The following is a 23788-nucleotide window of genomic DNA, read 5'->3' as shown; positions in this document are numbered from 1 at the left end:
ATATGCGGTCAGGCGTCGTCGCGTGCCCGCAGCAGCATTACCGCCACATCGTCCACCCGCTCCCGCGCCGCCGCGCTCTGACGGACCACCTCGTCCGCCAGTTGCTCCAGCGGCCGGTCGCCGGTCTCCGACAGCAGCGCGCCGAGGCCGCACAGCGCGTCCTCGATGTCGACACCGGGCGCCTCCACCAGACCGTCGGTGTACAGGACGAGCACCGAGCCGGGCACGAGGGACACCTCGGTCGTCGGATACACCGCGCAGGCGTCGATCCCCAGCAGCGGGCCACCGGCCAGGTCCAGCACCCGTACCCGGCCGTCCGGCCGTCTCAGCAGCGGCGGCGGATGCCCCGCCCGCGCCATGACGGCCCGCCCGCGCGCCGGGTCCAGCCGCAGATACAGGCAGCTGGCGAACAACTCGCTGCCCAGGTCGATCAGCAGCCGGTTCGTGCTGCTCATGACCTCGTGCGGGGCCTGCCCCACCGTGGTGTACGCCCGCACCCCGGTGCGGATCTGCCCCATCAGGCCCGCCGCGGTCACGTTGTGCCCCTGGACGTCCCCGATCACCGCGGCCGTGAGCGGCAGCGTCGGCACCAGGTCGTAGAAGTCGCCGCCGATGTCCATGCCGTGGGTGGCGGGCAGATAGCGGGCGGCCGCCTCGATGCCGGGCGGCGGCGCCAGGACGCGCGGCAGCAGGGCCTGCTGGAGCCCGTGCGCGAGCCGGTGCTTGGCGTCGTAGAGCCGGGCCCGCTCCAGCGCCTGCGCGATCAGGCCGCCCAGGGACGTCAGTACGGCCCGCTCGTCGGCCGGGAAGACGTGCGGCTCGGCGTACGCCAGCACACACGTGCCCACCGGCCGCCCGGACGCGATGAGCGGCAGATACGCCCAGGCGGCGAAGCCGTCCGGGGTCTCGTGCCGGTGCGGATACAGCCGTTCCAGCTCGTCCTGGGAGTCGAAGAACGCGGGTACCCCGCTGTTCAGCACCTGGGTGCCCGGGGTCCGCTCGGTCAGCGGCAGCCCGTCGAACCGCTCCACGGTGTGTGGGTCCGGGTAACCGCGATGTCCCAGCACGTGCAGCCGCCCGCCCTGCGTGCCGAGGATCACCATCGCCTGGCTGCCGACCGCCGGTGCCACCTCGTCCCAGACCAGTTGCACCACGTCCTGCACGCCGACCGCCTCGGTCAGCGCGCCCGCGAAGCTCAGCACCTGGGAGATCGTCACCAGCCGGGGCGGGGGCGCGTCCTCCCGCGCCGGCCCGCGCGCCACCTCCGCCACCGCCCCGACCCGGGTGATCCGCACGCTCAGCCCGGTCGTGCTCGGATACATCCGGAACGACAGCCACTCACCCGGCGGGCGCACTGCCACGAACGACGTCGCCTCCTGGCTGAGCAGCGCCCCCCGGTACCGGTCCTCGTACATCGGGTCGTTCAGCCAGGGCACCGACGCCCACAGCGGCGTGCCCAGCAGCTCCCCGGCCGGTCTGCCGAGCAGCTCGGCGGCGGCCGTGTTGACGAAGCCGATCCGGCCGTGAAGATCAAGCGACACCAACCCGTACGGCAGCCGGGACACCATCCGCGTCGCCTCCACGGCGCCCAGCGTGTCCGCCACGGCCGACACCGGCTCCGCCAGAACGTCGTCCTGGTGGCCGAGCGGCCGGTCCTCCCGCTCGCTCCGCTGCAGCCGCAGCGCCAGCCGCTCGCACGCCGCCCACAGATGGTCCCGCTCCCAGTCGGACAGCTCCGGCGGATGCGCCCCGGGCCAGGTCACGAACACCGCGCCGTACACCTGCCGCTCGGTCGCCACGGGCAGCGCGGCCAGCGCGAACGGGTACGGGAGCACCACCGCGATGCGCGGATAGGAGCGGGCCATCTGCTCCTCGCCGCCCACCCACACCAGCCGCCGCTCGCGCACCGCCTCGGCGACCGGGATCGGCGCGGACAGCCCGACCCGCTCCCACGGCGCCGCGAACGCCCGGGGCATGCCCGCGTGCACCGTCATCTCCAGCACCGGCTCGTCGGGCCTGAGCAGGTAGACGGCGCCGGAGTGCGCGTGCACCTCCTGCATCATCGAGACCAGCGCAAGCGACAGCACCGGATCGGCGGCCGGTGCCCCGTCGGCCGCCGGTGCCGGTCCCGGCCCGTCGGACACGCCGACCACCTCCTCGCACGGCCGCCTCGCATCCTGGGCACAAGATTCCCTCGCGGGCGCACGCCGCGCACCCCGGCCGCCCGCCGTGGTCCCCGGGCGGGGAGGCCTTCGGATACCCCGTCCGGCCGCACCCATGCCCGGGCAGCGGAAGCGCGGGCGGCGTACGGGCGCATCGTGTGCGCCCCCGCGCACCCTGATGGCCGGATCTCCGCGCCCGCGAACGGTACCGGCCCCGAAGAATGGGCACGCGCTTGCCGTGCCCGGGCCACGGCACGGACGTGGCGGACCGCGAGGGGCACGAGGGCGCGGACCACGGCGGCACGGGCGGCGACGAGGAACGCAGGAACGGGCGTACGACGACCATCCGAGGGGGCGGGGCAGTGATCCGGGTGCTTCTGGTGCAGGACGCGTGTCTGGTGCGATCGGTCCTGGCCGAATGGCTGCGGCGGGAACCCGGGCTGGACGTGGACGACACGCCATGGCGGGGTGCCGTCACGCGGGTGCGGTCCTTACGGCCGGACGTGTGCGCGGCGGACCTCGACTGTGCCGACGGTCATGGGGTGCCGCCGCTCGGCGAGCTGTGCCCGCCCGGCGCCGGCGGCAGGCCGCCGGCGCTCGTGGTGCTGGCCCATTCGAACAGGCCCGGGCTGCTGAAGCGGGCCGCCGAGGCGGGCGCGCTCGGCTTCGTGGACAAGGCGGGCTCCCCGGACCGGCTGCTGCGCGCCATCCGGTCGGTCGCCGTGAGGGAACGTTTCGTCGATGAGTCGCTGGGCTTCGGTTTCCTCAAAGCGGCCCAGATGCCGCTGACCAGACGCGAACTGAGCGTGCTGTCCCTGGCGGCCGGCGGCGCGTCCATCGCGGAGATCGCCGGCAGCCTGCACCTGTCCCACGGCACGGTCCGCAACTACATGGCGTCGATCACCCGCAAGACCGGGGCGCGGAACCGGATCGACGCGATTCGTATATCCCGGGGTGAGGGCTGGGTGTGAGGGACGGCGTCGTCCAGTGGCCGGCCAGGTCCCGGTAGAGGGCCGAGGCGCGCAGCAGCTCGTCGTGGCTGCCGCAGGTGGTGCGCGCGCCGTCCATGACGAGGATCCGGCCGGCGCGGCGCGCGGAACTGATCCGGTGGGCGACGACGATCAGCGTGCCGCCCGGGCGCGCCGCGAAGGCCCGCTCCGCGCGCGCCTCGGCCGCCGGGTCGAGATGGCAGGTCGCCTCGTCCAGCAGGGCCAGCGGGGCGGGGGAGAGGTAGGCCCGGGTCAGCGCGATGAGCTGCCGCTCGCCTGCGGAGAGCTCCGCCGGTTCGACGGGGGCGTCGGGCCCGCCCAGGGCTTCCAGCAAGGGGGTCAGACCTACGGCGTCGGCGGCGGCCAGGAGTTCGGATGCGGGTACCGGGCCCGAGCGGTGGAGGGCCAGGTTCTCGGCGAGGGTGCCGCTGTGGACGTAGGCCTCCTGCGGGATGAGGACGGTCGCCTCGTGCACGCGGATGGTGCCGCGCTGGGGGGCCAGCTGACCTGCGATCAGTGCGGTGAGTGTCGACTTGCCGATTCCGCTGGGGCCTACGACGGCCAGGTGGGCGCCGGTGGGGAGGGTGAGGGTGAGATCGTTCAGGACGGGTTCGCCGGCCGGGCCGTAGGCGAAGGTGACCGAGGTGAGGGAGAGGACGCAGGAGGAAGGGGGGAGCGCGGTGGTACCGCGGGTGACGGTCCGTTGTGGTGTGTCGCGCCCCGCGGCGGAGCCGCTGACGAACTCGGCCCCGCGCCCCCTTGGACGTGGGACCATGAGCCGGCGGAGAACCACCGTCAGTCGGGAGCCGCTGGTTCCTAGGCCGTGGACGAGGTTGTTCAGGGCCGGGAGCAAGGACTGCGTGACATAGGCGAGCGCGCCCACCAGGGCGCCCGGGGTGACGCCGTGGTCGAGCAGCCAGGGCGCCGTGAGCAGGAGCAGCACCGCGGGGAGTTCGCCGCCCACGGTGAGGGCGGCCACGCGGGCCACGCTCCAGTGGGCCAGGGCGCGGGCGGCCCGCAGTTCCGCGTCGGTGCGCTCGCCGACGGTGCCGGCGACCCGGTCCTCGGCGCCCGCCGCCGTGACGTCCCGCAGTCCCGGGCAGACCGCGCCCAGCGCCTGGGCCAGCGCCTCGTCGGCGGCGAGGAAGGCCTCCTGACGGCGGGCCAGCGGGCCGAGCGTCACGGCGAACAGGGCCACCCCGGCGAGCAGCGGGGGCAGCACGACCGCCAGCAGCAGCGGGGCCAGGGAGAACAGGCCGATCAGGGCGCCGACGGCGGTGAACAGGAACGAACGCGACACCATCACCACACCGGCGAGGGTGTCCCGGGCCAGCTCCACCTGCTGGGTGAGCCCGGACAGTGCGCCCGGGTCCGCCTCCCGCACCCCGCGCGCGACCACCGCCGTCACCAGCCGGTCCCGGGCCGGCTCGACCAGCGCCGCGACCACGCCGTACACCCGCCCGGTCCCGTACGCCCCGGCACCGACGGCGAGTCCCGCGGCCCCCAGCCAGAGCAGGCCGGCCCGGGCGTTCCCGGCCAGGAACCCGGCGTCCAGCGCCCGCGCGAGGGCGTATCCGACGAGGAAGGTCTGCCCGGCCTCCAGCACGGACCACGCGCCGAGCCGGACCAGCACCCGCCGACGCACCCGCAGAAACCGGTACGCCCGGCCGCGCACCTGCTCAAGGTGCCCGGAGGCCGGCCCGCGCATCCGGTCGCCGTCCACCTCAGGGGCGCGGTCCCCGTCACGCACGTCCGTCACCTCCCGTTCCCGGCCGCTCCTCGCCATGCGCATGCACCGCGCCGCGCCTGTGCCCCGGCGTGGGGCCTCGCTCACCCGGTACGGCCGTCGGGCCCGCCCCGCGGGCGGCCGCCACCCGGTATCGGCGCGCCCGGCCCGGCACCTGCACCGTCATCAGCCCCGCGCCTCCGTCCCGGCCTCGTCCCGGATCTCCTCGTCCGGGATCTCCCCCTCGCCACCCCCGAACACCGCCCGGTACTCCGCCTCCTGCCACAGCTCCCGGTGCGTCCCGACCGCCCTGACCCGGCCGGCGTCCAGCCAGGCGACCCTGTCCGCGCGGGCCGCCGTCGACGCGCGGTGGGCGATCAGCAGGCGGGTGCGGCCGGGGTCGGGCGCCAGCAGGGTTTGGGCGATGCGGTGTTCGGTGACGGTGTCGAGGCTGGACAGGGCGTCGTCGAGGATGAGCAGGCGGCCGCCGTGCGCGAAGGCCCGGGCCAGGCCGAGGCGCTGGGACTCGCCGCCGGAGCGGGGCGCGTCGGTGAGGCGGGTGGCGTAGCCGTCGGGAAGGCGCCGTACGAAGTCGTCGGCGTGGGCGCGCCGGGCGGCGGAGCGGACGGCGGCCGGGGTGGCGGCCGTGAGACCGAAGGCGATCGTGTCCTCGACGGTCGTGCCGAGCAGGGCCGGGCGCTCGAAGGCGTAGGCGACGGCGCGGCGCAGTTCGGGACGGGCGAGGTCGCGCAGCGGAACGCCGTCCAGCAACACCTCCCCCTCGTCGGGGTCGGCGAGCCGGCCGGCCACCTCGGCGAACAGGGACTTCCCGGCGCCGGAGCGGCCGACGACCGCCAGGGTCGTGCCGCCCGGGACGGTCAGGCCGACGCCGTCCAGGACGGTTCGTCCGCCCCGGCGTGCGGTCACCGCCCGCAACTCCAGCCGCCCGTTGCCCGGCGGCAGGCGGCGGGTGCCGTGTCCGGGCGCGGGAACGGCGCGCACCTCGGCGAGCCGGCCGGTCGCCGCGCGGGCCCGGGCGAGCGCGGCCAGCTGTCCGACCAGCGCGCCGACGCCGGTGGCGAGCACCGCGTACCGGGACGCGGCCAGCACGTCACCCACCGACAGCCGGTGCCGGGCGAGCAGCAGCCCGGCCACCGCCAGCACGCCGAGGTTCAGCAGCGGCGCCACGGTGACCGCCCGGGCGGCGGCCCGCCCCTGCACCCGCCACATGCGGTGCCCGGCGCGGGACAGTTCGGGCAGCGGTGCCAGGATCCGGGCCGTCTCACGCTCCTCGGCGCCGGCGGCCCGGATCGTACGGACACCGCCGACCGCCTCCGCCAGCGCGCCGGCGATCCGGCCCTGCACCCCCTGGTAGTCGGCCACGCACGCCGACGTGTCCCGGGCGAAGGCGCGCAGCAGCAGGGCCAGCACCGGTGCCCCGGCGAGGAACACGGCGGCCAGCCACGGGTCGATGAGGCCGAGCGCCACCACGCCCCCGACGGGCCCGGCGAGCGCGGCGAGCAGCGCGGCCAGTGCGCCCGGCGCGGTCCCGGCCTGCGCGGCGTTGCCGACCAGCCGTGCCACCAGCTCCCCCGCGCCGAAGCGGGCCGTCGCGCGCGGGCCGAGCGCCAGGACATGCCCGGTCAGCCGCCGGCGCAGCCATGCGGTGGCGTGCGCGTCGGCGGTCCCGGTGAGCACGCCCGCGCAGCCGTCCAGCAGGGCGAGCAGCAGGACGACGGCGGCACAGCAGCCGAGCCAGCGGGCCGCCGGGGCGCGGGCCAGCAGCAGGTCCAGGGTGTGGCCGAGCAGGGCGGGCAGCAGCAGGCCCGCCGCGGTGGCGGTCGTGCTCACGGCACACAGCGCGGCACAGCGGACGACGCCCTGCCGCAGCACTCCGCGCGACAGGGCACGGCCGGCCGCCGAAGTGGCGCTGTCCGGGCGGGAGTTCATGAGCGGCGGCCTCGCTGGGATCGGACGGAACGGGAGGGACCGGGCTGCCGGGCGGGCGACCGCCGCCCCAGGCAGGCCCCGGTGGGCGGCTCGTTCACGGCGGTTGCCGGACTTCGGAGGGTGGTTGGCACGCACGGCGGGCGCCGGGCCTTGGACGGCCGCTCGTTCGCGACGGCTGCCGGGGGTTGCGTCGGCGGCTCGCTCGCGCGGCGGCCGGCCGTGCTTCGGGTGGTGGCTTGCTCACCGCGGTCCTGGTGCTCGGGACCGAGCCCGGCTCGCGGTGCCGCCGAGGCTTCCTGTGGGGCACCTGCGCCGGGAGGTGCACCGCCCCCTGGGGCCGGAGAGGCTCCGGGCGCCCCCTCCCGCGGGAGAGGGGCCGCCCGGAGCCGTGGACTCACCGGCCCGGTCAGAGGCAGAGCAGAACGCTCGCCGCCGAGACACAGGAGAGCAGGCTCGCGGTGCTCGCGCCGGTGTGGGTGTGCTCCTCGGACTCGAGGGTCTGCAGGTCCAGCAGTGCCATGACGGTGTCCTTTCCCTTGAATTGGGGACGGGGTTGTGTCACGGCTCCGTCGGTGCGGAGCCGCGTGTGCGGGCCGCCGGTGGCGGCGGGAGGAAGGGCAGGTGTGCGGTTCCGGCGCCGTCGCGGGCCGCGGCGAGCGCGAGCAGGCAGCCCGCCGTGCCGGTGGCGAGGTCCATGGAGAGCCGCATCATCTGGTGCCCGGGGAAGGCCAGTTGGCCCTGGTAGTCCATCGCGAGCCAGCCCAGCCCCGCGATCTGCTGCTCCAGCCGGTCGTGGCCGTCGTCCGGTGCGGTGCAGCGGGCCAGGTGCAGGATCATTCCGGCGCGGCCCTGGAAGAGGCCGGGCTGGGCGTAGAAGCGGGAGGTCGCGGCGGTGCGGATGCCGGCCCGGGCGCGTTCGAACCCGGCGTTGTCCGCGTGCGCCAGGAAGTCGTCGAGCACCAGGCCGATCCCCGCGCTGCCGTCGCCGAGATACGGCAGTGTCCGCCAGCCCTCGTCCACCTCCAGGCCGCCGCCCGCCTCCTGGGTCACACAGCAGTCCAGGTCGCGGCGGAGCGCCTCGGCCGCCCCGCTCAGGCAACGCTCCTCGCCGGTCTCCTCGTACCGCCGGATCAGGAACAGCGCGGGTCCGCTCGCGCCGCGCAGCAGTCCGGCGCGCCGGCGCGGACTGTCCGGTACCGGTTCGGCGAGTCGTCGCAGCAGGATGTCGGCGGCCTCGGCGGCGTGTCGCCGCAGGGCCGGTTCACCGGTGGTCTCCGCGAGACGGCCGAGGACCAGGCCGAGCCCGGCGAGCCCGCCGTGCAGGTCGGAGGCGAGGCTGTGCCAGTTCTCCCGCAGGATGCCGTCGATCAGGTCCAACGCCCGCTGCCGGTGGCCGAGTTGATCGAGGACGAGGGCCACGCCCGCGAGACCGTCGTACAGGCCTAGCGGGGTGCCGAGTGGCGGCGGGGCGGTGTGGTCCAGCAGCCAGCGCTCGCCCTCGTCGTACCGGCCGGCCCCGGACGCCTGGAGCGCGTACAGCACCCCGGCAGCACCGTGCGCGAGCCCGAGGCCGCCACCGTCCGTGAACTGGGCGATGTCACCGGGGAAGAGCCGGTCGTCGCGTTCCGGGGTGGCGGAGGCGAGGATCGCCTTCACCATCGAGTCCCGGCTGTAGGGCCAGTCGCCGGGCACCACCGGCGGCGCCGGCCGGCTGCGCCGTCCGCCCGCCGGGTCCCGGGTGATCTCCGCGACCGCCTCGTCCAGGAAATCCCGCGGCACGTCCGGGAACTGTTCGGCGATCACCTGCGCGAGGTGCGCCGCTTTGCCGCGGTCCACCACGAACAGCGTGGTCACCGGCAGGAACAGGGCGAGCCGCAGACAGGCCAGCGCATAGCGGTCGACATCCGTGCCACGGCGGTCCGGCGGGGCGAAGAAGCCGGGGTGCGCGACGGTCTGCCGGGCGTTCTGAGCGGCGGGCGCGGCGGCCTCGAAGTCGATGAGACACACCGACCGTTCGTCCTCGGACACCATGATGTTGAAGACATGCAGGTCGTTGAAGATCAGCCCGCGCGCGTGCACCGCCGCCACCGCCCGCTCCACCGCCGCGTTGATCCGCAGTGCCCACTCCGTGTAGGCGGCGATCGCGGCCGGGTCGGGGTCGGGCGTGAGCAGCGGATGCCGCTCGGCGAAGAAGGAGTTGAGCGGGCGGCCCGCCACGTGGTCCATGACCAGGAACCGGTGCTCGCCGAGCGTGAACCAGTCCCGTACCTCGGGCACCACACCGGTCCCGGCGACCCGCTCCAGCGCCGCCTTCTCCCGCTCCAGCCGGGCCACCGCGTCCGCCCCGTCGGAGGCGAGCCCGGCATGCGGCCGGGCCTCCTTCAGCACCACCCGGCGTCCGTCCCGGAGGTCGGTGCCGGCGTACACCCCGCCGCCGTTGGAGAAGTGCAGCGCCTTCTCGATGCGGTACGGCAGCTCGCCGACCGTCGTGGTGTTGCGGGCGTCCAGATGCGGCCGCAGGAACTCCGGCAGGCTCACCCACTCGGGCACCTGGAAGGACGGCTCCCGCCGGTCCGGGACGAGACGTCCGGCGCCGTCGGTCACCGCCGGGACCAGCGAGCCGCGCTCGTCGACGACGTACCGGCGGGCGAATGCGCCGTAGCGGACGTAGAGCGGACCGTCGTACCAGCGCAGGTCGGTGAGGATGTACGGCCCCTCGAGACCCTCCAGCAGCGCGCCCAGTTCCCGCAGCGTCCGGTGCAGCTGCTCCTCGTCGGCCGGGTACACCGTGACGAACTTGCCGCTGGTGTCGCGGCCCGCGTACTTGGCGTTGCGCAGGTGCAGCAGGTGCGGGCCCGGCACGAACTTGAACGGGATGCGGCGCGGCACGCAGTAGTCCCACACGAGGTCCGCGATCCGTTCCGCGTTCGCGGCCGTCGCCGAGGAATGGATCTTCCAGCCCTGCGCCGGCGAGGGAAGCGGCGCGCCGTCCGCGCCGACCGGGGTCAGCGTCAGCCAGTCGCCGGAGCGCGCCGCGTGCCAGCCCTCCGGGACCGCGCGACGCGCCGTCGCGAACAGCGGCGCCGGCTCGCCGGCCGCCCCCGCGAGCCGGTCGGGCGTGTCGTAGAAGTGCCCGTCGGCGAGCGCGTACACCTCGTACCGCTTGTCCATGCGCCTCCCGCCCCTCGTCGTGTGGCCGCAGACGACACTCGCAGCAGTCGGGCGGTCGCGGACAGTCACGTCTGTCACGAGGTCACCGTGCGGAACGCACGCGTCAAGATGTGTTCGGCGGCTTTCGAGCGCACGGCCCGACCGCGCACCCCGAGCCTTCACAGGGGCTGCGCCAGAGCCCCACACGCGCTGTAATGGCGAAGTGGTGAGGAGCGAGGGCGCTGCGATCAGCAGAAAGAGAACGGAGCGTGCCGAAGCCGCCCTGGACACGCTCACCGCGGCGCCCGCCACGCCCGACAGGCTCCACCGGGTCCTCGAACAGGCGCTGGTGTTCGCCGGGGCCGCCTTCGCCGGGGTCTACCTCCCCGGCGACGACCCGGCCCAGCTGCGCCTCGCCGAGTCGGCGGGCCTGCCGCGCACCCTGTACGGGCTCCGCGACGGCTATCCGGCCGCCGGCGGCTCCCCGGTCGCCGAGGCCCACCGCAGCGGACATCCGGTCCGGCTCACCCCCGAGCAGCTCGCCGGCTGCCCCGAGGCCCGCCGCACCCCGTCCCCGGACTTCTCCCTGGCCGCCCTGCCGCTCGGCCCGGCGGGCAGCGGCTGCCTGCTCGCCGTCAGCGAGCACCCCGGCGGCTTCGGCGCCGACGACCGCGCCTGCCTGGAGCTGGTCGCCCGCGCGATCGCCGTACCCCGGGCGCCCGAGCCCCCCGGCGACGGCGGCGAGCCGGCGCCGGACGCCTTCAGCCTCGCCATGGACAGCGGCCGGGTCGAGGTCGGCGACGACATCCTGCGGCTGTTCGGGATCGCCCGGGACGACTTCGACGGCCGGGTCGAGACCCTGCTGGCGCTCACCGTTCCCGAGGACCTGCCCGCGCTGATGTCCGTGGTCGAGGCCGACCACATGTCCATCGGCGAGCGCGAACTGGAATTCCGCGTCCTGCAGCCCTCCGGCCCGCCCAAGTGGCTGCGGCTGCGCGGCCGGCTGCTGCCCGGCGGGGAGGGCCGCTCCGCCCGGCTCGTCGGCACCGTCGCCGACGCCTCCACCCTGCGCTCCGACGTCACCGACGTGGCCCGGGTGCAGCGGCTGGCCGCCTCCCTCGCCACCGCCACCACCGTCAAGGACGTCGGCAAGGCCGTCGTCGCCGCCCTGCGCGGGCCGCTGAAGGCCGACCGGCTCGCGCTCGCCGAACTGGAGAACGACCGGCTCGTCGTCACCGTCCTCGACCCGCCCGAACCCGAGGCCTGGCCCGAGGTGTGGCGCACCGAATGGCGCACCGAGTGGCCCGACGCACCCGTGCGCGCCATGCCCACCCTGGCCGCCGCACTGCGCGAGGGCCGCTCCCGGATCTGGCCCGCCGGCAGTCCGCTGGAACCCGCCCTCGCCGAGGTCGGCCCGGGAGGCCTCGCGGTGCTGCCGCTGCCCGCCGGCGGCCGCATGGCCGGCGCCTGTCTGATCGGCTGGGACCGCCCGCACCACTTCAGCCCCGACGAACGGGCCCTCCTCACCGCGTGCGCGGGCCTCGCCGGGCAGGCCCTGCTGCGCGCCCACGCCTTCGACGCCGAGCACGAACTGGTCGGCATGCTCCAGCGCACCCTGCTGCCGCGCCGGCTGCCCCGGCTGCCCGGCGCGGTCGCCGTCGCCCGGTACCTGCCCACCACCGCCGGACTGGAGGTCGGCGGCGACTGGTACGACGTGATCCCGCTCGCCGACAACCACGTGGCCCTCGTCATCGGGGACGTCCAGGGCCACAACGCCGGCGCCGCCACGCTGATGGGCCAGATGCGCACCGCGCTGCGCGCCTACGCCGCCGAGGGACACGCGCCCGACGTGGTCGTCGCGCACGCCAACCGGCTGCTGCTGGACATGGAGACCGACCTGTTCGCCACCTGTGCGTACGTCGACGTCGACATGGAGGAGGGCACCGCCTGGTGTGTGCGCGCCGGTCACCTCCAGCCCGTGCTGCGGCACCCGGACGGCACCACCGAGATCGTCCGGGCGGAGGGCGGACCCCCGCTCGGCGTCCTCGCGCAGGCCGACTTCCCGATGACCCCGCTGCGGCTGCTGCCCGGCACGGTGATCGCGCTGACCACCGACGGCCTGGTGGAGTCGCCGGACGTCGACATCGACGTCGGCATGGACCGGCTCGCCGCCCAGCTGGCCGCTGCCGACCCCGAGCACCTCGGGCTGGTCGCCGACGCGCTGCTCGGCGGCGCGCACCGGGGCGACGACGTCGCCCTGCTGCTGATGCGCTACGACGGGATGGCCGTACGCCCGCTGCGGGAGAGCTGGACGGTGTGGCGGCTGCCGGAGGCGGTGCGGCACGCCCGCCGCTTCACCCGGCGCACCCTGCGCGCCTGGGGCGTCCCGCAGGAGACCCAGGACGCGGCTCTGCTGGTGGTCTCCGAACTCGTCACCAACGCCCTCGTGCACACCGACGGCCAGATCCGCCTCGACCTCTCCCTGGTCAACCACCGCCTCCGCCTCGCCGTCGCCGACTCCTCCCCGCGCAGCCCCGTCAAGCCGACCAGCATCGGCTGGGAGGCCACCGGCGGCCGGGGCATCCTCCTCGTGGAGGCGGTATCGGCGGCGTGGGGGACGGTCCCGGTCAGCGGCGGCAAACAGGTGTGGGCCGACCTCGTCCCCGACGGCTGACCGCGGCTGTCCCCCCGCACCGCCGGTGCCGCCCCGACGCCCCGTGCCGGGCTCTTCGGCGCCGCTTCCCTGCCGGGTGCTCCGCCGGTCGCCGGCCGCCGTGCCAAGCGCTGCGCGGCGCGCCCCGCGCCACGCGCAGTGCCGGTACGGTTCTCGCTCTCCTGGTCCTCGCCATGGTGGTCGCCGTCTTCGCACGCCGCTGGCGCGTTCTCGCCTCCTCCCTGCTGGTCGTCGGCCCTGCGTGGCCTCCTCCTCGTCGGCTGTCCCGCCGGTCGTCGGCCGCCGTGCCGGCCTTTCCGCCGCCTCTTCCATGTCGGCCGCCCCGCTCATCGCCGGCCCCGTGCCCGTCTCCTCGCCGCCTCTTCCTGGCCGGCCGACCCACCGAGCGCCGACCCCTGTACCCGCCCGCCCCGCCGACCGCCGGTCCCTCGGCCGGCCGTCGCTGTGCGCGTGGGGCTGTCTGCCTGCTTGCGCCGTCTTGGTCCTGTCTCCTGGCTGGCCGTCGCTGTGCGCGTGGGGCTGTCTGCCTGCTCGCGCCGTCTCGGTCCCGTCTTCTGGCTGGCCGTCGCTGTGCCCATCGGCCGCCTGCCCGCGCCCGCCCGTCGCTGCCGCCCGCCCGCCTGTCGTCGCCTGCCCGCGCCGGCCCGTCGCTGCCGCCCGCCCGCCTGTCGTCGCCTGCCCGCGCCGGCCCGTCGCTGCCGCCCGCCCGCCTGTCGCCGCCGCCTGCCCGCGCCCGCCCGCCGCCGCCCGTCGGCTGAACGCCGACCGTCGCCTCCGTAAGCGTCGCCCCGCCGTCCCGCCCGTCGGCTGACCGCTGCCCAACACGTCGGCTGACCGCTGCCGCCCTCCCTGGGCTGACCGCTGCCCCTCTGTCGACTGACCGCCACCCCACCCTTGAGCTGACCGCCACCCCACCCTTGAGCTGACCGCCCCCAGGTCGCTGACCGCCACACGGGTGCGTTTCGGCAGGTTGCCGGGGCTTGGGGAGGCGTATCCCGGGAGGGGTGCCTAGGGTCGATTGGTGTGGTGCACACCTTCGACGAACTCGTGCAGAAGCAGCGCGCGGCCGACGCGGCACAAGCCACGGTCGAGGAGCTGCGGGACACCTACGGCCCGCCGGCCGAGCGGCGGATGACCGGCGCCCAGTCGGGCACGTACGAGACCGCGCTGCGTGCCTGGCGGGACCTGGCCAGGGACGTGCAGACGGCGGTGAGCGAGTTCGCGAAGGAGACGGGCCGGCCGCGTCCCGAGGTGGAGGCCGAGGTGGCTCGCGCGGCGGCGGAGCCCGGGGACGCATGAGCCGAGCCGGCCGCCGCGCCGAGCGGCTCGTGGACGCCGCGGACGCCCGGCTCCCCGTGTACGAGGGCGGCGCGCTGCTGCGCAAGGCGTTTCCCGACCACTGGTCCTTCCTGCTCGGCGAACTCGCCCTGTACAGCCTGCTGGTGCTGGTCCTGACCGGGGTCTGGCTCACCCTGTTCTTCCAGCCGGAGATGCGCGAGGTGGTCTACGCGGGCTCCTACGTGCCGCTGCGCGGGGTGCGCATGTCGGCCGCGTTCGACTCCACCCTGCACATCAGCTTCGACGTGCGCGGCGGGCTGCTGATGCGGCAGACCCACCACTGGGCCGCGCTGGTCTTCGTCGCCGCGATCGGCGCGCACCTGCTGCGGATCTTCTTCACCGGCGCCTTCCGCCGGCCGCGCGAGCTGAACTGGGTGATCGGGGTGACCCTGTTCGCCGTCTCGCTCGCCGAGGGCTTCGCCGGCTACTCGCTCCCCGACGACCTGCTCTCCGGCACCGGACTGCGCATCGCGCAGGGCATCATGCAGTCGATCCCGGTCGTTGGCACGTACGTGGCCTTCTTCGTCTTCGGCGGCCAGTACCCGGGCCACGACATCATCACCCGTCTGTACCCGGTGCACATCCTGCTGCTGCCGGGTGCTCTGCTCGCGCTGGTCGCCGTGCACCTGATCCTGGTGGTGCATCTCAAGCACACCCAGTGGCGCGGCCCGGGCCACACCAACCGCAACGCCGTCGGCAAGCCGTTCCTCCCGCAGTTCACCGGCTCCTCCGGCGGCCTCGCCATCATCGTCGCCGGGGTGCTGGTGCTGCTGGCGGGCATCGCCCAGGTCAACCCGGTGTGGAACTACGGCCCCTACCGCCCCGACCAGGTCTCGACCGCCTCCCAGCCCGACTGGTACGTCGGCTTCCTGGAGGGCGCGCTGCGGCTGGTCCCGCCGTGGGAGACGAACGTCGCGGGACACACCCTGATGTGGAACGTCCTGCTGCCCGCGGTCGTCCTGCCCGGCCTGTTGTTCGCAGCGCTGTACGCCTATCCGTTCGTGGAGCAGCGGCTGACGGGGGAGTGGTGGGCCGAGCGGCACCTGTGCGACCGGCCCCGCGAGCGGCCGGTGCGCACCGGCCTCGGCGTGGCGGGCACGGTGTGGTACGGCGTGCTGCTACTGGCCGGCGGCAACGACGTCATCGCCCAGACCTTCCACGTCTCCGTCAACGCCATCACCTGGGTGCTGCGCGTGGCCTTCCTCGTGGCGCCGGTCCTCGCCTTCCTGCTCGCGCGATGGCTGTGCCGGGCCCTGACGGCGGCCGAGAACGAGCGGCTGGCCGAGGGCGTGCCCACGGGCGAGATCCGGCAGAGCGTCACCGGCGGCTACGAGACCGACCACGAGCCCGTGGACAGGTTCCGGCCCGGTGCCCCGCGCAGACCGCTCACCGATGCGCGTACTGGTACACCAGCCCGAACACCCCGCGCGCCAGAACGCCCAGGCCGATGAGGAACAGCCACAGCCCGAAGACCACACCGGTCGCCGTCAGCGCGAAACCCAGCGCGGTGACGACCGGAAACAGGCTCTCGTCGGGGAAGAACGCCACCGGCCCGGCCGCGTCCGCCACCTCCGCCCCGGTGCGGTCCTGGGCCCGCGTGCCCCGGCGCCGGTACTGGATCAGACAGAAGAACGCGACCAGTCCGGCCATCCCGCACGCGACGACCAGCGCGACCGTGCCCGCCTCCTCCCCCGCCCACATCCCGTAGAGCGCCGCCGACCCGCCGAAGAACGCCGCGACCCCGCCGAACAGCAGCGCCTCCGCCTTCACCGCGCCAGCTCCTCTCCGGCCGGGCTCTCGACCTCCGGATGGTGCAGGTCGAACGCCGGGGACTCCGAGCGGATCCGGGGCAGCGCCACGAAGTTGTGCCGGGGCGGCGGGCAGGACGTCGCCCACTCCAGGCCGCGCCCCCAGCCCCACGGGTCGTCCACGGTGACCTTCTCGCCCAGCTTGGCGGTGCGCCACACGTTGTAGAGGAACGGCAGGGTGGACACGCCCAGCAGGAACGCACCCGCCGACGACAGGGAGTTGAGCAGGGTGAAGCCGTCCTCGGGCAGGTAGTCCGCGTACCGGCGGGGCATGCCCTGCTCGCCGAGCCAGTGCTGCACCAGGAAGGTCAGCTGGAACGCCGGGAACAGCAGCCAGAAGTGCAGCTTGCCGAGCCGCTCGTCCAGCATCTTCCCGGTGAACTTCGGCCACCAGAAGTAGAACCCGGCGAACATCGCGAACACCACCGTGCCGAACAGCACATAGTGCAGATGCGCCACGATGAAGTAGGTGTCGGTCAGATGGAAGTCCAGCGGCGGCGACGCGATCAGCACCCCGCTCAGCCCACCCAGCAGGAACGACACGAGGAAGCCCATCGACCACAGCATCGGCGTCTCGAACGACACCGACCCGTTCGTCATCGTGCCGATCCAGGCGAAGAACTTGATGCCGGTGGGCACCGCGATCAGGAACGACATGATGGAGAAGAACGGCAGCAGCACCGCACCGGTGGCGAACATGTGATGCGCCCACACCACCGCCGACAGCATGGTGATGGCGATCGTCGCCCCGATCATCGGCAGGTAGCCGAACAGCGGCTTGCGGGAGAACACCGGCAGGATCTCCGAGATGATCCCGAAGAACGGCAGCGCCACGATGTAGACCTCCGGGTGCCCGAAGAACCAGAACAGGTGCTGCCACAGCAGCGCGCCGCCGTTCGCCGCGTCGAAGACGTGCGCCCCGAACTTGCGGTCCGCCTCCAGCGCGAGCAGCGCCGCCGTGAGCACCGGGAACGCGGGCAGGATCAGGATCGAGGTGAACAGCACGTTCCAGGTGAAGATCGGCATCCGGAACATCGTCAGGCCCGGCGCCCGCAGGGACAGGATCGTGGCGATGAAGTTCACCGCGGTGAGCGTCGTCGACACACCCGAGACCACCAGCCCCATCGCCCACAGGTCGCCTCCCGCGCCGGGGGAGAAGTAGGCGCTGTTCAGCGGGGCGTAGGCGAACCAGCCGAACGCCGCCGCCCCGCCGGGCACGAGAAAGCCGGAGACCACCATCAGGCCGCCGAAGAGGAACATCCAGTACGACATCGCGTTGAGCCGGGGGAAGGCCAGGTCGGGCGCGCCGATCTGCAGCGGCATCACGGCGTTGGCGAACCCGGCGAACATCGGGGTCGCGAACAGCAGCATCATGATCGTGCCGTGGATCGTGAAGAACTCGTCGTAGCCGTGCTCGCTCAGGAACTGCAGACCCGGCCGGGCGAGTTCCGCGCGCATCCCGAGCGCGAGCAGTCCCGCGAGCAGGAAGAAGCAGAACGCCGTGACCATGTAGAGCCGGCCGATCACCTTGTGGTCGGCGGTGGAGACCCAGCGCAGCAGGGCCCGGCCGGGGCGCGGCGCGGGCGCCGTGTAGCGTACGACGACCTCGTGGGTGTCCGACATTTCCGGTAGTTCCGTCATCGCGGGTGACGCTACTCCCCGTGACCTGCGGCCTCCCGTGCGCCACGCCCTCCCACCCCGGGTCGTATCCGCCGCTCGGCCGGGTACCCGACGCCCATGAACTCCGCCATGCACACAGCCGCCCCGGGCGCTCAGGTGTTCGGGTACGTCCTCATCCTGCTCGCGGGAGTCGTCTGCGTCGCCGGACTGATCTGGGCCTTCCGGCTCGGTTTCAAGGTGCGCCAGGGCGAACCGGACCCGCCGCGACCCGACGAGCAGCCCAGGGTGCCCCCGTCGGGGCCCGTCCGCGAGACCCTCGAGATGCGGGAACCGGACGAGGTGCCCCGGGCCGCCGACGGCAGCGAGCGGCTCACTCCCTACCAGATCGGCAACGTCCGCTCCCGGCGCGCCGACGACCAGCGCCGTCCGCGCTGGTCGCCCGGGTCCAGCGGGTCCTTCGGTGGCGGGGGCGGCGGACGGACCTGAGCCGGCGCGGCGTTTGTGGGCGCGGCACCGCGGGGACCCGGTGGGGCACAGTTCGCACCACACCGGCCGGGCGGGGCCGGAGCACCTGCCCCCGCCCGGCGCACGAAGCAGAAGGAAGATGGACGACGTGACCGCGCCCGCGCATCCCAGTGACAAACCCGCCCTGCCCTACGCCGAGACCGGCTGGGCGAAGGCCCGCCGACGCCGGGACCGGGGAGTGCGGACGTGTCTCCCCGCCGTCATGGACCGCCGCTCCGCGCAGCGGCAGGGTGCCACCGCGGACGACAACATCGTGCGGGGCGAGGACTGAGGTTCCGCAAGGCCTGCTAGACGCCGGGGTCATGTCTCGTCGTAACGGCCCAGTCATGCAAACAAAGGTCCGATCCTGACATTCGCCGCTAGGGTGTGGCGAATGAAGGCTCTGGTGCTTTCCGGACAACTGGTGTTCCACGGCCTCGCCGTCCTGATCGCCCCTCGGAGTCGCCGAACCCGACGCGTCCGGCCAGGCGGTGGGCCTGGAGGAGAAGCCCGAGCACCCCAGGAGCGACCTCGCCCTGGCCGGCGTCCACCTGTTCACCCCGGCCGTCCACGAGCCCGTACCTGCTGTGCAGCCCTCCTCCTGGCGGGACCAGGAGGAGGGCGCGCATGTCGAGGTGACCCCGGCGGCCGGAGTACCCAGTGCCCACCGAACCGTCCTCGGAGACCACACCAAGGTGCAGATCCGTTCATGAACCTCCTCGTCACCGGCGCCGCCGGGTTCATCGGCTCCGCCTACGTCCGTATGCTCCTCGCCGCCGACCCGCGCGACGCGCCCCGCGTCACCGTGCTGGACAAGCTCACCTACGCCGGCACGCTCACCAACCTTCCCGCCGGGCATCCCCGGCTCGACTTCGTGCAGGGCGACATCTGCGACGCCGACCTGGTCGACAAGCTGATGGCCGACGCCGACCAGGTCGTGCACTTCGCCGCCGAGTCCCACGTCGACCGGTCCATCGAGGGCGCGGGGGAGTTCGTCCGCACCAACGTCCTCGGCACCCAGACCCTGCTCGACGCGGCCCTGCGCCATGGCGCCGGCCCGTTCGTGCACATCTCCACCGACGAGGTGTACGGCTCGATCGACGAGGGCTCCTGGCCCGAGAGCCACCCGCTGCAGCCCAACTCGCCGTACTCCGCCTCCAAGGCCTCCTCCGACCTGCTGGCCCTGGCCCACCACCGCACCCACGGCCTGGATGTCCGGGTCACCCGCTGCTCCAACAACTACGGTCCGCACCAGTTCCCCGAGAAGATCGTCCCGCTCTTCGTCACCAACCTCCTCGACGGCCTGAACGTCCCGCTCTACGGCGACGGCCGCAACGTCCGCGACTGGCTGCACGTCGACGACCACTGCCACGGCATCGACCTCGTGCGCACCCAGGGCCGCCCCGGCGAGGTCTACAACATCGGCGGCGGCACCGAGCTGAGCAACAGGGAACTGACCGGCCTGCTCCTCGAGGCGTGCGGCGCCGGCTGGGACCGGGTCGAGTACGTCGCCGACCGCAAGGGCCACGACCTGCGCTACTCGGTCGACTGGAGCAAGGCCCGCGACGAACTCGGTTACCGTCCGCGCCGCGACTTCACCGCCGGGCTCGCGGAGACCGTGGCCTGGTACCGCGACCACCGCGCCTGGTGGGAGCCGCTGAAGCGGCGGAGCGGGCGATGAGGTGGCTGGTCACCGGCGCGGGCGGCATGCTCGGCCGCGACACCGTGCACGAACTGCGCGAGCGCGGCGAAGCCGTCACGGGCCTCACCCGCGCCGCCCTGGACATAACGGAACCGGCCGCCGTACAAGGGGCGTTGGCCGACCACAGGCCGGACGTCGTGGTCAACTGCGCCGCCTACACGGCCGTGGACGCCGCCGAGACCGACGAGGACCGCGCGCTGTTCGTCAACGGCGAGGGCCCCCGGCAGCTCGCCCGCGCCTGTGCCGCGCAGGGCGCCCGCCTGATCCACGTCTCCACCGACTACGTCTTCTCCGGCGAGGCCCGCACCTCCCCCTACCCCGAGGACCATCCGCCGGCCCCGAACACCGCCTACGGCCGCACCAAGCTCGCCGGGGAGCGGGCCGTGCTCTCCGAACTCCCGGACGGGTCGGCCGTGTTGCGCACCGCCTGGCTCTACGGCGCCCACGGCCGGAGCTTCGTGCGCACCATGCTCGAGCTGGAGGCCACCCGCGACACCGTCGACGTGGTGGACGACCAGCGCGGGCAGCCCACCTGGAGCGCCGACCTGGCCCCCCGGATCGCCGACCTCGGCGCCACCGGAGCGTCAGGGGTCTTCCACGCCACCAACGCGGGCGAGGCCACCTGGTACGAGCTGGCGCGCGAGGTCTTCCGGCAGGCCGGAGCCGACCCGGACCGGGTGCGCCGTACCGACAGCCGGGCCTTCGTCCGGCCCGCGCCCCGGCCCGCCTACAGCGTCCTCGGCCACGAACGGTGGCGGGCAGCCGGTCTGGCACCGCTCAGGCACTGGCGGTCCGCCCTGCACGAAGCACTGCCCCACATCCGCAAGGAGACGTCCTGAGCGAAGCTACCGGCGGCGCACCCTGTGAGCCCCGGTCGACACCGGCCGCCGGGTTCTGGAAGCCGCTGCGCCGCGCCCCGGCGGCCCCGTACGCCGGCGGCCGCCGGCCTCGCCGTACGCGTCAGCCGCCGAACTCCCCTGAGCGCAGCCGCCGGTAGTGGGCGGAGCAGTCCGCGTACGTCGGCAGCAGCCCGGACCGCTCCGCCTCGGCCAGCGAGGGCGCCTCGGCGTCCTTGGGCGACAGCACCGGCTCGATGCCGTCGGGCCAGGCGATGCCCAGCGCCGGGTCGAGCGGGTGTATCCCGTGCTCGCGCCCGGGCGCGTACCCGGCCGAGCACAGGTACACCACGGTGGCGTCGTCGGTGAGCGCCATGAAGGCGTGGCCGAGGCCCTCGGCGAGGAACACCGCGCGCCGGGTGTCCTCGTCCAGCCGTACGGCCTCCCAGCGCGCGAAGGTGGGGGAGCCGGCGCGGATGTCCACGACCACGTCGAGGACGGCGCCGCGCACACATGTCACGTACTTGGCCTGGCCGGGCGGCACGTCGGCGAAGTGGATGCCGCGCAGCACGCCCCGCCGGGACACCGAGCAGTTGGCCTGGACGAGCCCGAGGTCATAGCCGGTGGCCTCGCGGAACTCCGTGCCCCGGTACCACTCGTGGAAGCTGCCCCGGTCGTCCGGGAACACCTGGGGCTCCAGCACCCACGCGTCGCCCATCCCCAATTGCCGCACGCCGTCATGCCTTCCGTGTCGTCGTGGTCGTCCGCGTCCCCAGTATCCCGCCCGGCGGCCGCCGTATCCGGCGTACCAGCCGGCGCACGAGTCCCGGCGGCACCGGCCGGCCCTTTCCGGCCAACTTGCCGGACGATGACGCCGGCACGGTGGGCGTGGCCGAATGCCGACCCGGCTCCTCGCGAGGGTGTCCGGGCACCCCCGCGAGGGACGGCTGCGGCAGGTCAGGCGTGCGTCTTGGCGAGCAGCTGAAGGACCTCGGCGGTCGTGCCGCTCTCGCCGAGCCGCGGGAAGATCCGCTCGACGCTGTTCGCGTGCGCCTCGGGGACGGCGTCGGCCATCGCGTCGGTGGCGAGGGTGACGTGGTAGCCGTGGGCGTAGGCGTCGCGGGCGGTGGACTCCACACCGATGCTGGTGGCGATGCCGGTCAGCACGATCTGGGTGATGCCGCGGCGGCGCAGCTGGACGTCCAGGTCGGTGCCGTGGAAGGCGCTCCAGTTGTGCTTGGTGACGCGGATGTCGCCGGGGTGGCCGGACAGCTCGTCGACGAGGACGTCCCACCCCTCGGGGAAGGCGAGGCCACGTGCCTGGTGCTCGGTACGGCCGGGCACGGCGTCGGCCCAGTCGGGCGCGAAGGAGACGCGGACCAGCACCACCGGCAGGTTCCGGGACCGGAAGGCCTCGGCCAGTTCGGCGGTGCGGGAGACGACGTCCGAGGCCGTGTGCGGCTGGACGGGCATGCCCACGATGCCGTTCTGCAGGTCGATCGCGACGAGGGCGGTACGGGGGTCGAGCGTGGTGAGCGACATCGGTCGGTCAGGCCTTTCCGGTGGTTCGGGTGGTGGTGCCGAGCCGGCCCGGGGAGCGGTCCGGCAGGACTGTCGCCGGCAGCAGCGCCGAGCCGGCGAGCATGAACAGGGCCAGGCCGTGCAGCCCGGCCGGGTCGGCGCGGTGCGGGTGGAACGCCGCGGTGGCGGCGGACGCGCCCAGCGCGCCGAGGTACATGAAGGTCCGCGGCAGCCCGGCCGCGGAGGCGATCCGCTCCGGGTCGGCCTGCCGGTACAGGGCGTGCTGCGTGGCCGGCCCGATGAGGCCCTGCGGCCCGCCGAGCAGCGCACCGACCGCCGAAAGCAGCCACAGCGCGCTGTCGGTGCGCACCAGGAACACGATCAGCGCGGTCACCGACAGCGGCAGCAGGACGAGCCCGGCGGTGGAGGCACCGAGCCCGCGGCCCCGCTCCAGCCACTGCGTGCAGCCGTACATGAAGGCGTAGGAGGTGTGTAGGCGAGCAGCCGGCGCAGACAGGCGGCGCGCAGCGGGCCGTTGCCGCCGAGGACACGCAGGCCGATGAACGGGTCCGGCACCCGCAGCTCGCGCACCGCTGAACCGGCGGCGGCGAGGGCCGACAGCACCGGCAGGTACCAGCGGTCGGCGCGCGGCTCCGGCAGGAACAGCATCAACGCGACCAGCAGCAGCGCGAACAGCGCCATGCCGGGCAGGTCGACGGGCCCGCCGCCGGGTCGCGGACCGGGGCAGCCGCAGCGTGCCGGGCACCAGGCAGACCGCCGAGAGCGGCACGTCGACGGTGAACACGGCGCGCCGGCCGCCCAGGCCGGTCAGCAGGCCGCCGAGCGCGGGCCCGACGACGGCCACCGTCCGGTGGGCGACGGCCGGCGCGGCCGGCACCCCCGCCGGGCTGCCCCGCCCGGTGCGTTCGGCCTCGCCGCGGGCCGGCGGCACCGCCGCCGGGTACGCCGCCGACGTCCCGAGGCCGTACATGTCCACCAGGCGGCCGATGACGGGCTGCCCGACGGCCGTGGCCAGGTACGGCGCCGGGACCAGCCGGGCGGTCCCGGCGGGCGGGGCACCGAAGGCGGCGCCGATCGGCACCAGGGCCACGGCGATCATCGAGGAGTTGACCGGGTCGAGGACCGAGCCGAACAGCATCGGCGGGCTCAGCCGGCGGTCGAATCCGGCGGGGGTGGGGCGGGTTGCCTTCCCGGTGCGTCCGGTGAGCCTCGGCATCACTGCCGCGACAGCCGTTCCATCAGCTCCAGGGCCCTCAGGACCGTCTGCCGTTCCTCCTCCGTGTAGCGGTCCTGGAAGGCGCGGGCCAGCCACTCCTCGCGGACCTGGCGGTTGCCCTCGACCCGGGCCCGCCCGGCGTCGGTCAGGGTGACCAGCTGGCGGCGCCCGTCCTCGGGGTCAGGCGCGCGCCGGATCAGACCGTGCTGGTCCAGCACGCCCAGCGTCGTCGCCATGGACTGCGGGCGCACGCCCTCGGCGGCGGCGAGTGCGCTGGCCGTGGCGGCGCCGTGCTTGCCGACCAGGGTGAGCGCCGACTCCTGGGAGGGGCTGAGGTCGGTGTCCTGCGCGACCTCGCGGATACGGCGCCGCAGCCGGCTGAACACCACGCGCAGATCGCGCGCGGCGCGGGCGGCGGAGTCGGAGATGTCGGCCATGCGCCCACCCTAGGACCGGCAGGCGAAACTGTCCAGCTTGGACTGTTCAGTTTTGCCTGAATGATTGTCGGGTACTCGCCGGTCCTCGGACAGGGCAGCACGTCGGTGAACCCACACGTCGGGTGAACTCAAGG

The 23788-nt window shown here is 74.3% G+C and carries 19 protein-coding genes and 1 pseudogene; 9 read left to right on the top strand and 11 right to left on the bottom strand.

The annotated features are described in order from the left end of the window. Positions 1–8: 8 nt before the first annotated feature. The gene (locus FB563_RS40720) at positions 9–2153 is read right to left on the bottom strand and encodes a SpoIIE family protein phosphatase (protein ID WP_199832734.1); all 2145 of its coding nucleotides are present in this window, start codon (positions 2151–2153) and stop codon (positions 9–11) included. 371 nt (positions 2154–2524) lie between these two features. Here FB563_RS40720 and FB563_RS40715 point away from each other — a divergent pair, with 371 nt between their 5' ends. Then, a complete protein-coding gene (locus FB563_RS40715; protein ID WP_055704593.1) occupies positions 2525–3133 on the top strand; it encodes a response regulator transcription factor in 609 nt (202 codons plus the stop codon). Here FB563_RS40715 and FB563_RS40710 read toward each other — a convergent pair. The 4 genes from FB563_RS40710 to lanKC all read right to left on the bottom strand — a co-directional run bounded on the left by FB563_RS40710 (position 3063) and on the right by lanKC (position 9998). Then, positions 3063–4859, bottom strand: a complete 1797-nt coding sequence (locus tag FB563_RS40710) for an ATP-binding cassette domain-containing protein (protein ID WP_055704594.1) — start codon at positions 4857–4859, stop codon at positions 3063–3065. The two genes, FB563_RS40715 and FB563_RS40710, sit on opposite strands and share 71 nt — an antisense overlap. Before the next feature lie 204 nt (positions 4860–5063). After that, entirely contained in the window at positions 5064–6827 is a 1764-nt protein-coding gene (locus FB563_RS40705; protein ID WP_079048570.1) for an ABC transporter ATP-binding protein, read from the bottom strand. 406 nt (positions 6828–7233) lie between these two features. Next, positions 7234–7347, bottom strand: coding sequence for a SapB/AmfS family lanthipeptide (locus FB563_RS40700; RefSeq protein ID WP_055704589.1), 114 nt, complete (start codon positions 7345–7347; stop codon positions 7234–7236). A gap of 38 nt (positions 7348–7385) precedes the next feature. Further along, on the bottom strand, positions 7386–9998 hold the full coding sequence (gene lanKC / locus FB563_RS40695) for a class III lanthionine synthetase LanKC (RefSeq protein ID WP_055704590.1): 2613 nt from the start codon (positions 9996–9998) through the stop codon (positions 7386–7388). A gap of 205 nt (positions 9999–10203) precedes the next feature. On the opposite strand from lanKC, the gene FB563_RS40690 reads away from it, so the two are divergent. From FB563_RS40690 to qcrB, 3 genes are all read left to right on the top strand, one after another. Continuing rightward, positions 10204–12651, top strand: a complete 2448-nt coding sequence (locus tag FB563_RS40690; RefSeq protein ID WP_167528559.1) for a SpoIIE family protein phosphatase — start codon at positions 10204–10206, stop codon at positions 12649–12651. Between the two features lie 1023 nt (positions 12652–13674). Beyond that, positions 13675–13950, top strand: coding sequence for a hypothetical protein (locus tag FB563_RS40685; protein WP_142219263.1), 276 nt, complete (start codon positions 13675–13677; stop codon positions 13948–13950). Next, positions 13947–15440, top strand: a complete 1494-nt coding sequence (gene qcrB, locus FB563_RS40680; protein ID WP_142219262.1) for a cytochrome bc1 complex cytochrome b subunit — start codon at positions 13947–13949, stop codon at positions 15438–15440. Before FB563_RS40685 ends, qcrB begins: the two co-directional genes overlap by 4 nt. Here the strand turns inward: qcrB and ctaF are convergent. Next, a complete protein-coding gene (gene ctaF / locus FB563_RS40675; protein WP_055709342.1) occupies positions 15376–15759 on the bottom strand; it encodes an aa3-type cytochrome oxidase subunit IV in 384 nt (127 codons plus the stop codon). The two genes, qcrB and ctaF, sit on opposite strands and share 65 nt — an antisense overlap. Beyond that, complete coding sequence (gene ctaD, locus FB563_RS40670) at positions 15756–17420, bottom strand: aa3-type cytochrome oxidase subunit I (protein WP_055709343.1); 1665 nt, start codon at positions 17418–17420, stop codon at positions 15756–15758. Before ctaD ends, ctaF begins: the two co-directional genes overlap by 4 nt. Positions 17421–17534: 114 nt before the next feature. On the opposite strand from ctaD, the gene FB563_RS40665 reads away from it, so the two are divergent. The 5 genes and pseudogenes from FB563_RS40665 to rfbD all read left to right on the top strand — a co-directional run bounded on the left by FB563_RS40665 (position 17535) and on the right by rfbD (position 20462). Beyond that, a complete protein-coding gene (locus FB563_RS40665; RefSeq protein ID WP_234357982.1) occupies positions 17535–17903 on the top strand; it encodes a DUF6479 family protein in 369 nt (122 codons plus the stop codon). A 118-nt stretch (positions 17904–18021) separates the two neighbouring features. Continuing rightward, complete coding sequence (locus tag FB563_RS40660; RefSeq protein WP_055709345.1) at positions 18022–18213, top strand: hypothetical protein; 192 nt, start codon at positions 18022–18024, stop codon at positions 18211–18213. Between the two features lie 166 nt (positions 18214–18379). Next, positions 18380–18634 (top strand): annotated as a pseudogene (locus tag FB563_RS40655) (sugar phosphate nucleotidyltransferase); the annotation flags it as partial. Next, the gene (gene rfbB / locus FB563_RS40650) at positions 18631–19602 is read left to right on the top strand and encodes a dTDP-glucose 4,6-dehydratase (RefSeq protein WP_055709347.1); all 972 of its coding nucleotides are present in this window, start codon (positions 18631–18633) and stop codon (positions 19600–19602) included. The pseudogene FB563_RS40655 and the gene rfbB, both read left to right, overlap by 4 nt. Continuing rightward, on the top strand, positions 19599–20462 hold the full coding sequence (rfbD, locus tag FB563_RS40645) for a dTDP-4-dehydrorhamnose reductase (protein ID WP_055709348.1): 864 nt from the start codon (positions 19599–19601) through the stop codon (positions 20460–20462). The genes rfbB and rfbD overlap by 4 nt, the downstream gene beginning before the upstream one ends. A 121-nt stretch (positions 20463–20583) precedes the next feature. Here the strand turns inward: rfbD and rfbC are convergent, their stop codons facing one another. The 4 genes from rfbC to FB563_RS40625 form a co-directional block, all read right to left on the bottom strand. Further along, positions 20584–21192 (bottom strand): dTDP-4-dehydrorhamnose 3,5-epimerase, encoded by a 609-nt coding sequence (rfbC, locus tag FB563_RS40640; protein ID WP_055709349.1) that lies wholly within the window; start codon positions 21190–21192, stop codon positions 20584–20586. Positions 21193–21416: 224 nt separating this feature from the next. After that, positions 21417–22001, bottom strand: a complete 585-nt coding sequence (locus FB563_RS40635) for a hydrolase (RefSeq protein ID WP_055709350.1) — start codon at positions 21999–22001, stop codon at positions 21417–21419. 7 nt (positions 22002–22008) lie between these two features. After that, on the bottom strand, positions 22009–23217 hold the full coding sequence (locus tag FB563_RS40630; RefSeq protein ID WP_341874455.1) for an MFS transporter: 1209 nt from the start codon (positions 23215–23217) through the stop codon (positions 22009–22011). Continuing rightward, complete coding sequence (locus FB563_RS40625) at positions 23217–23654, bottom strand: MarR family winged helix-turn-helix transcriptional regulator (RefSeq protein ID WP_055708544.1); 438 nt, start codon at positions 23652–23654, stop codon at positions 23217–23219. The genes FB563_RS40630 and FB563_RS40625 overlap by 1 nt, the downstream gene beginning before the upstream one ends. Between the last annotated feature and the right edge of the window lie 134 nt (positions 23655–23788).

Origin of the sequence: Streptomyces puniciscabiei (assembly GCF_006715785.1) — a bacterium.
Taxonomy (GTDB): domain Bacteria; phylum Actinomycetota; class Actinomycetes; order Streptomycetales; family Streptomycetaceae; genus Streptomyces; species Streptomyces puniciscabiei.
Note: the sequence above shows the minus strand (reverse complement) of the source record. Positions and strands in the feature narration are given on the sequence as shown.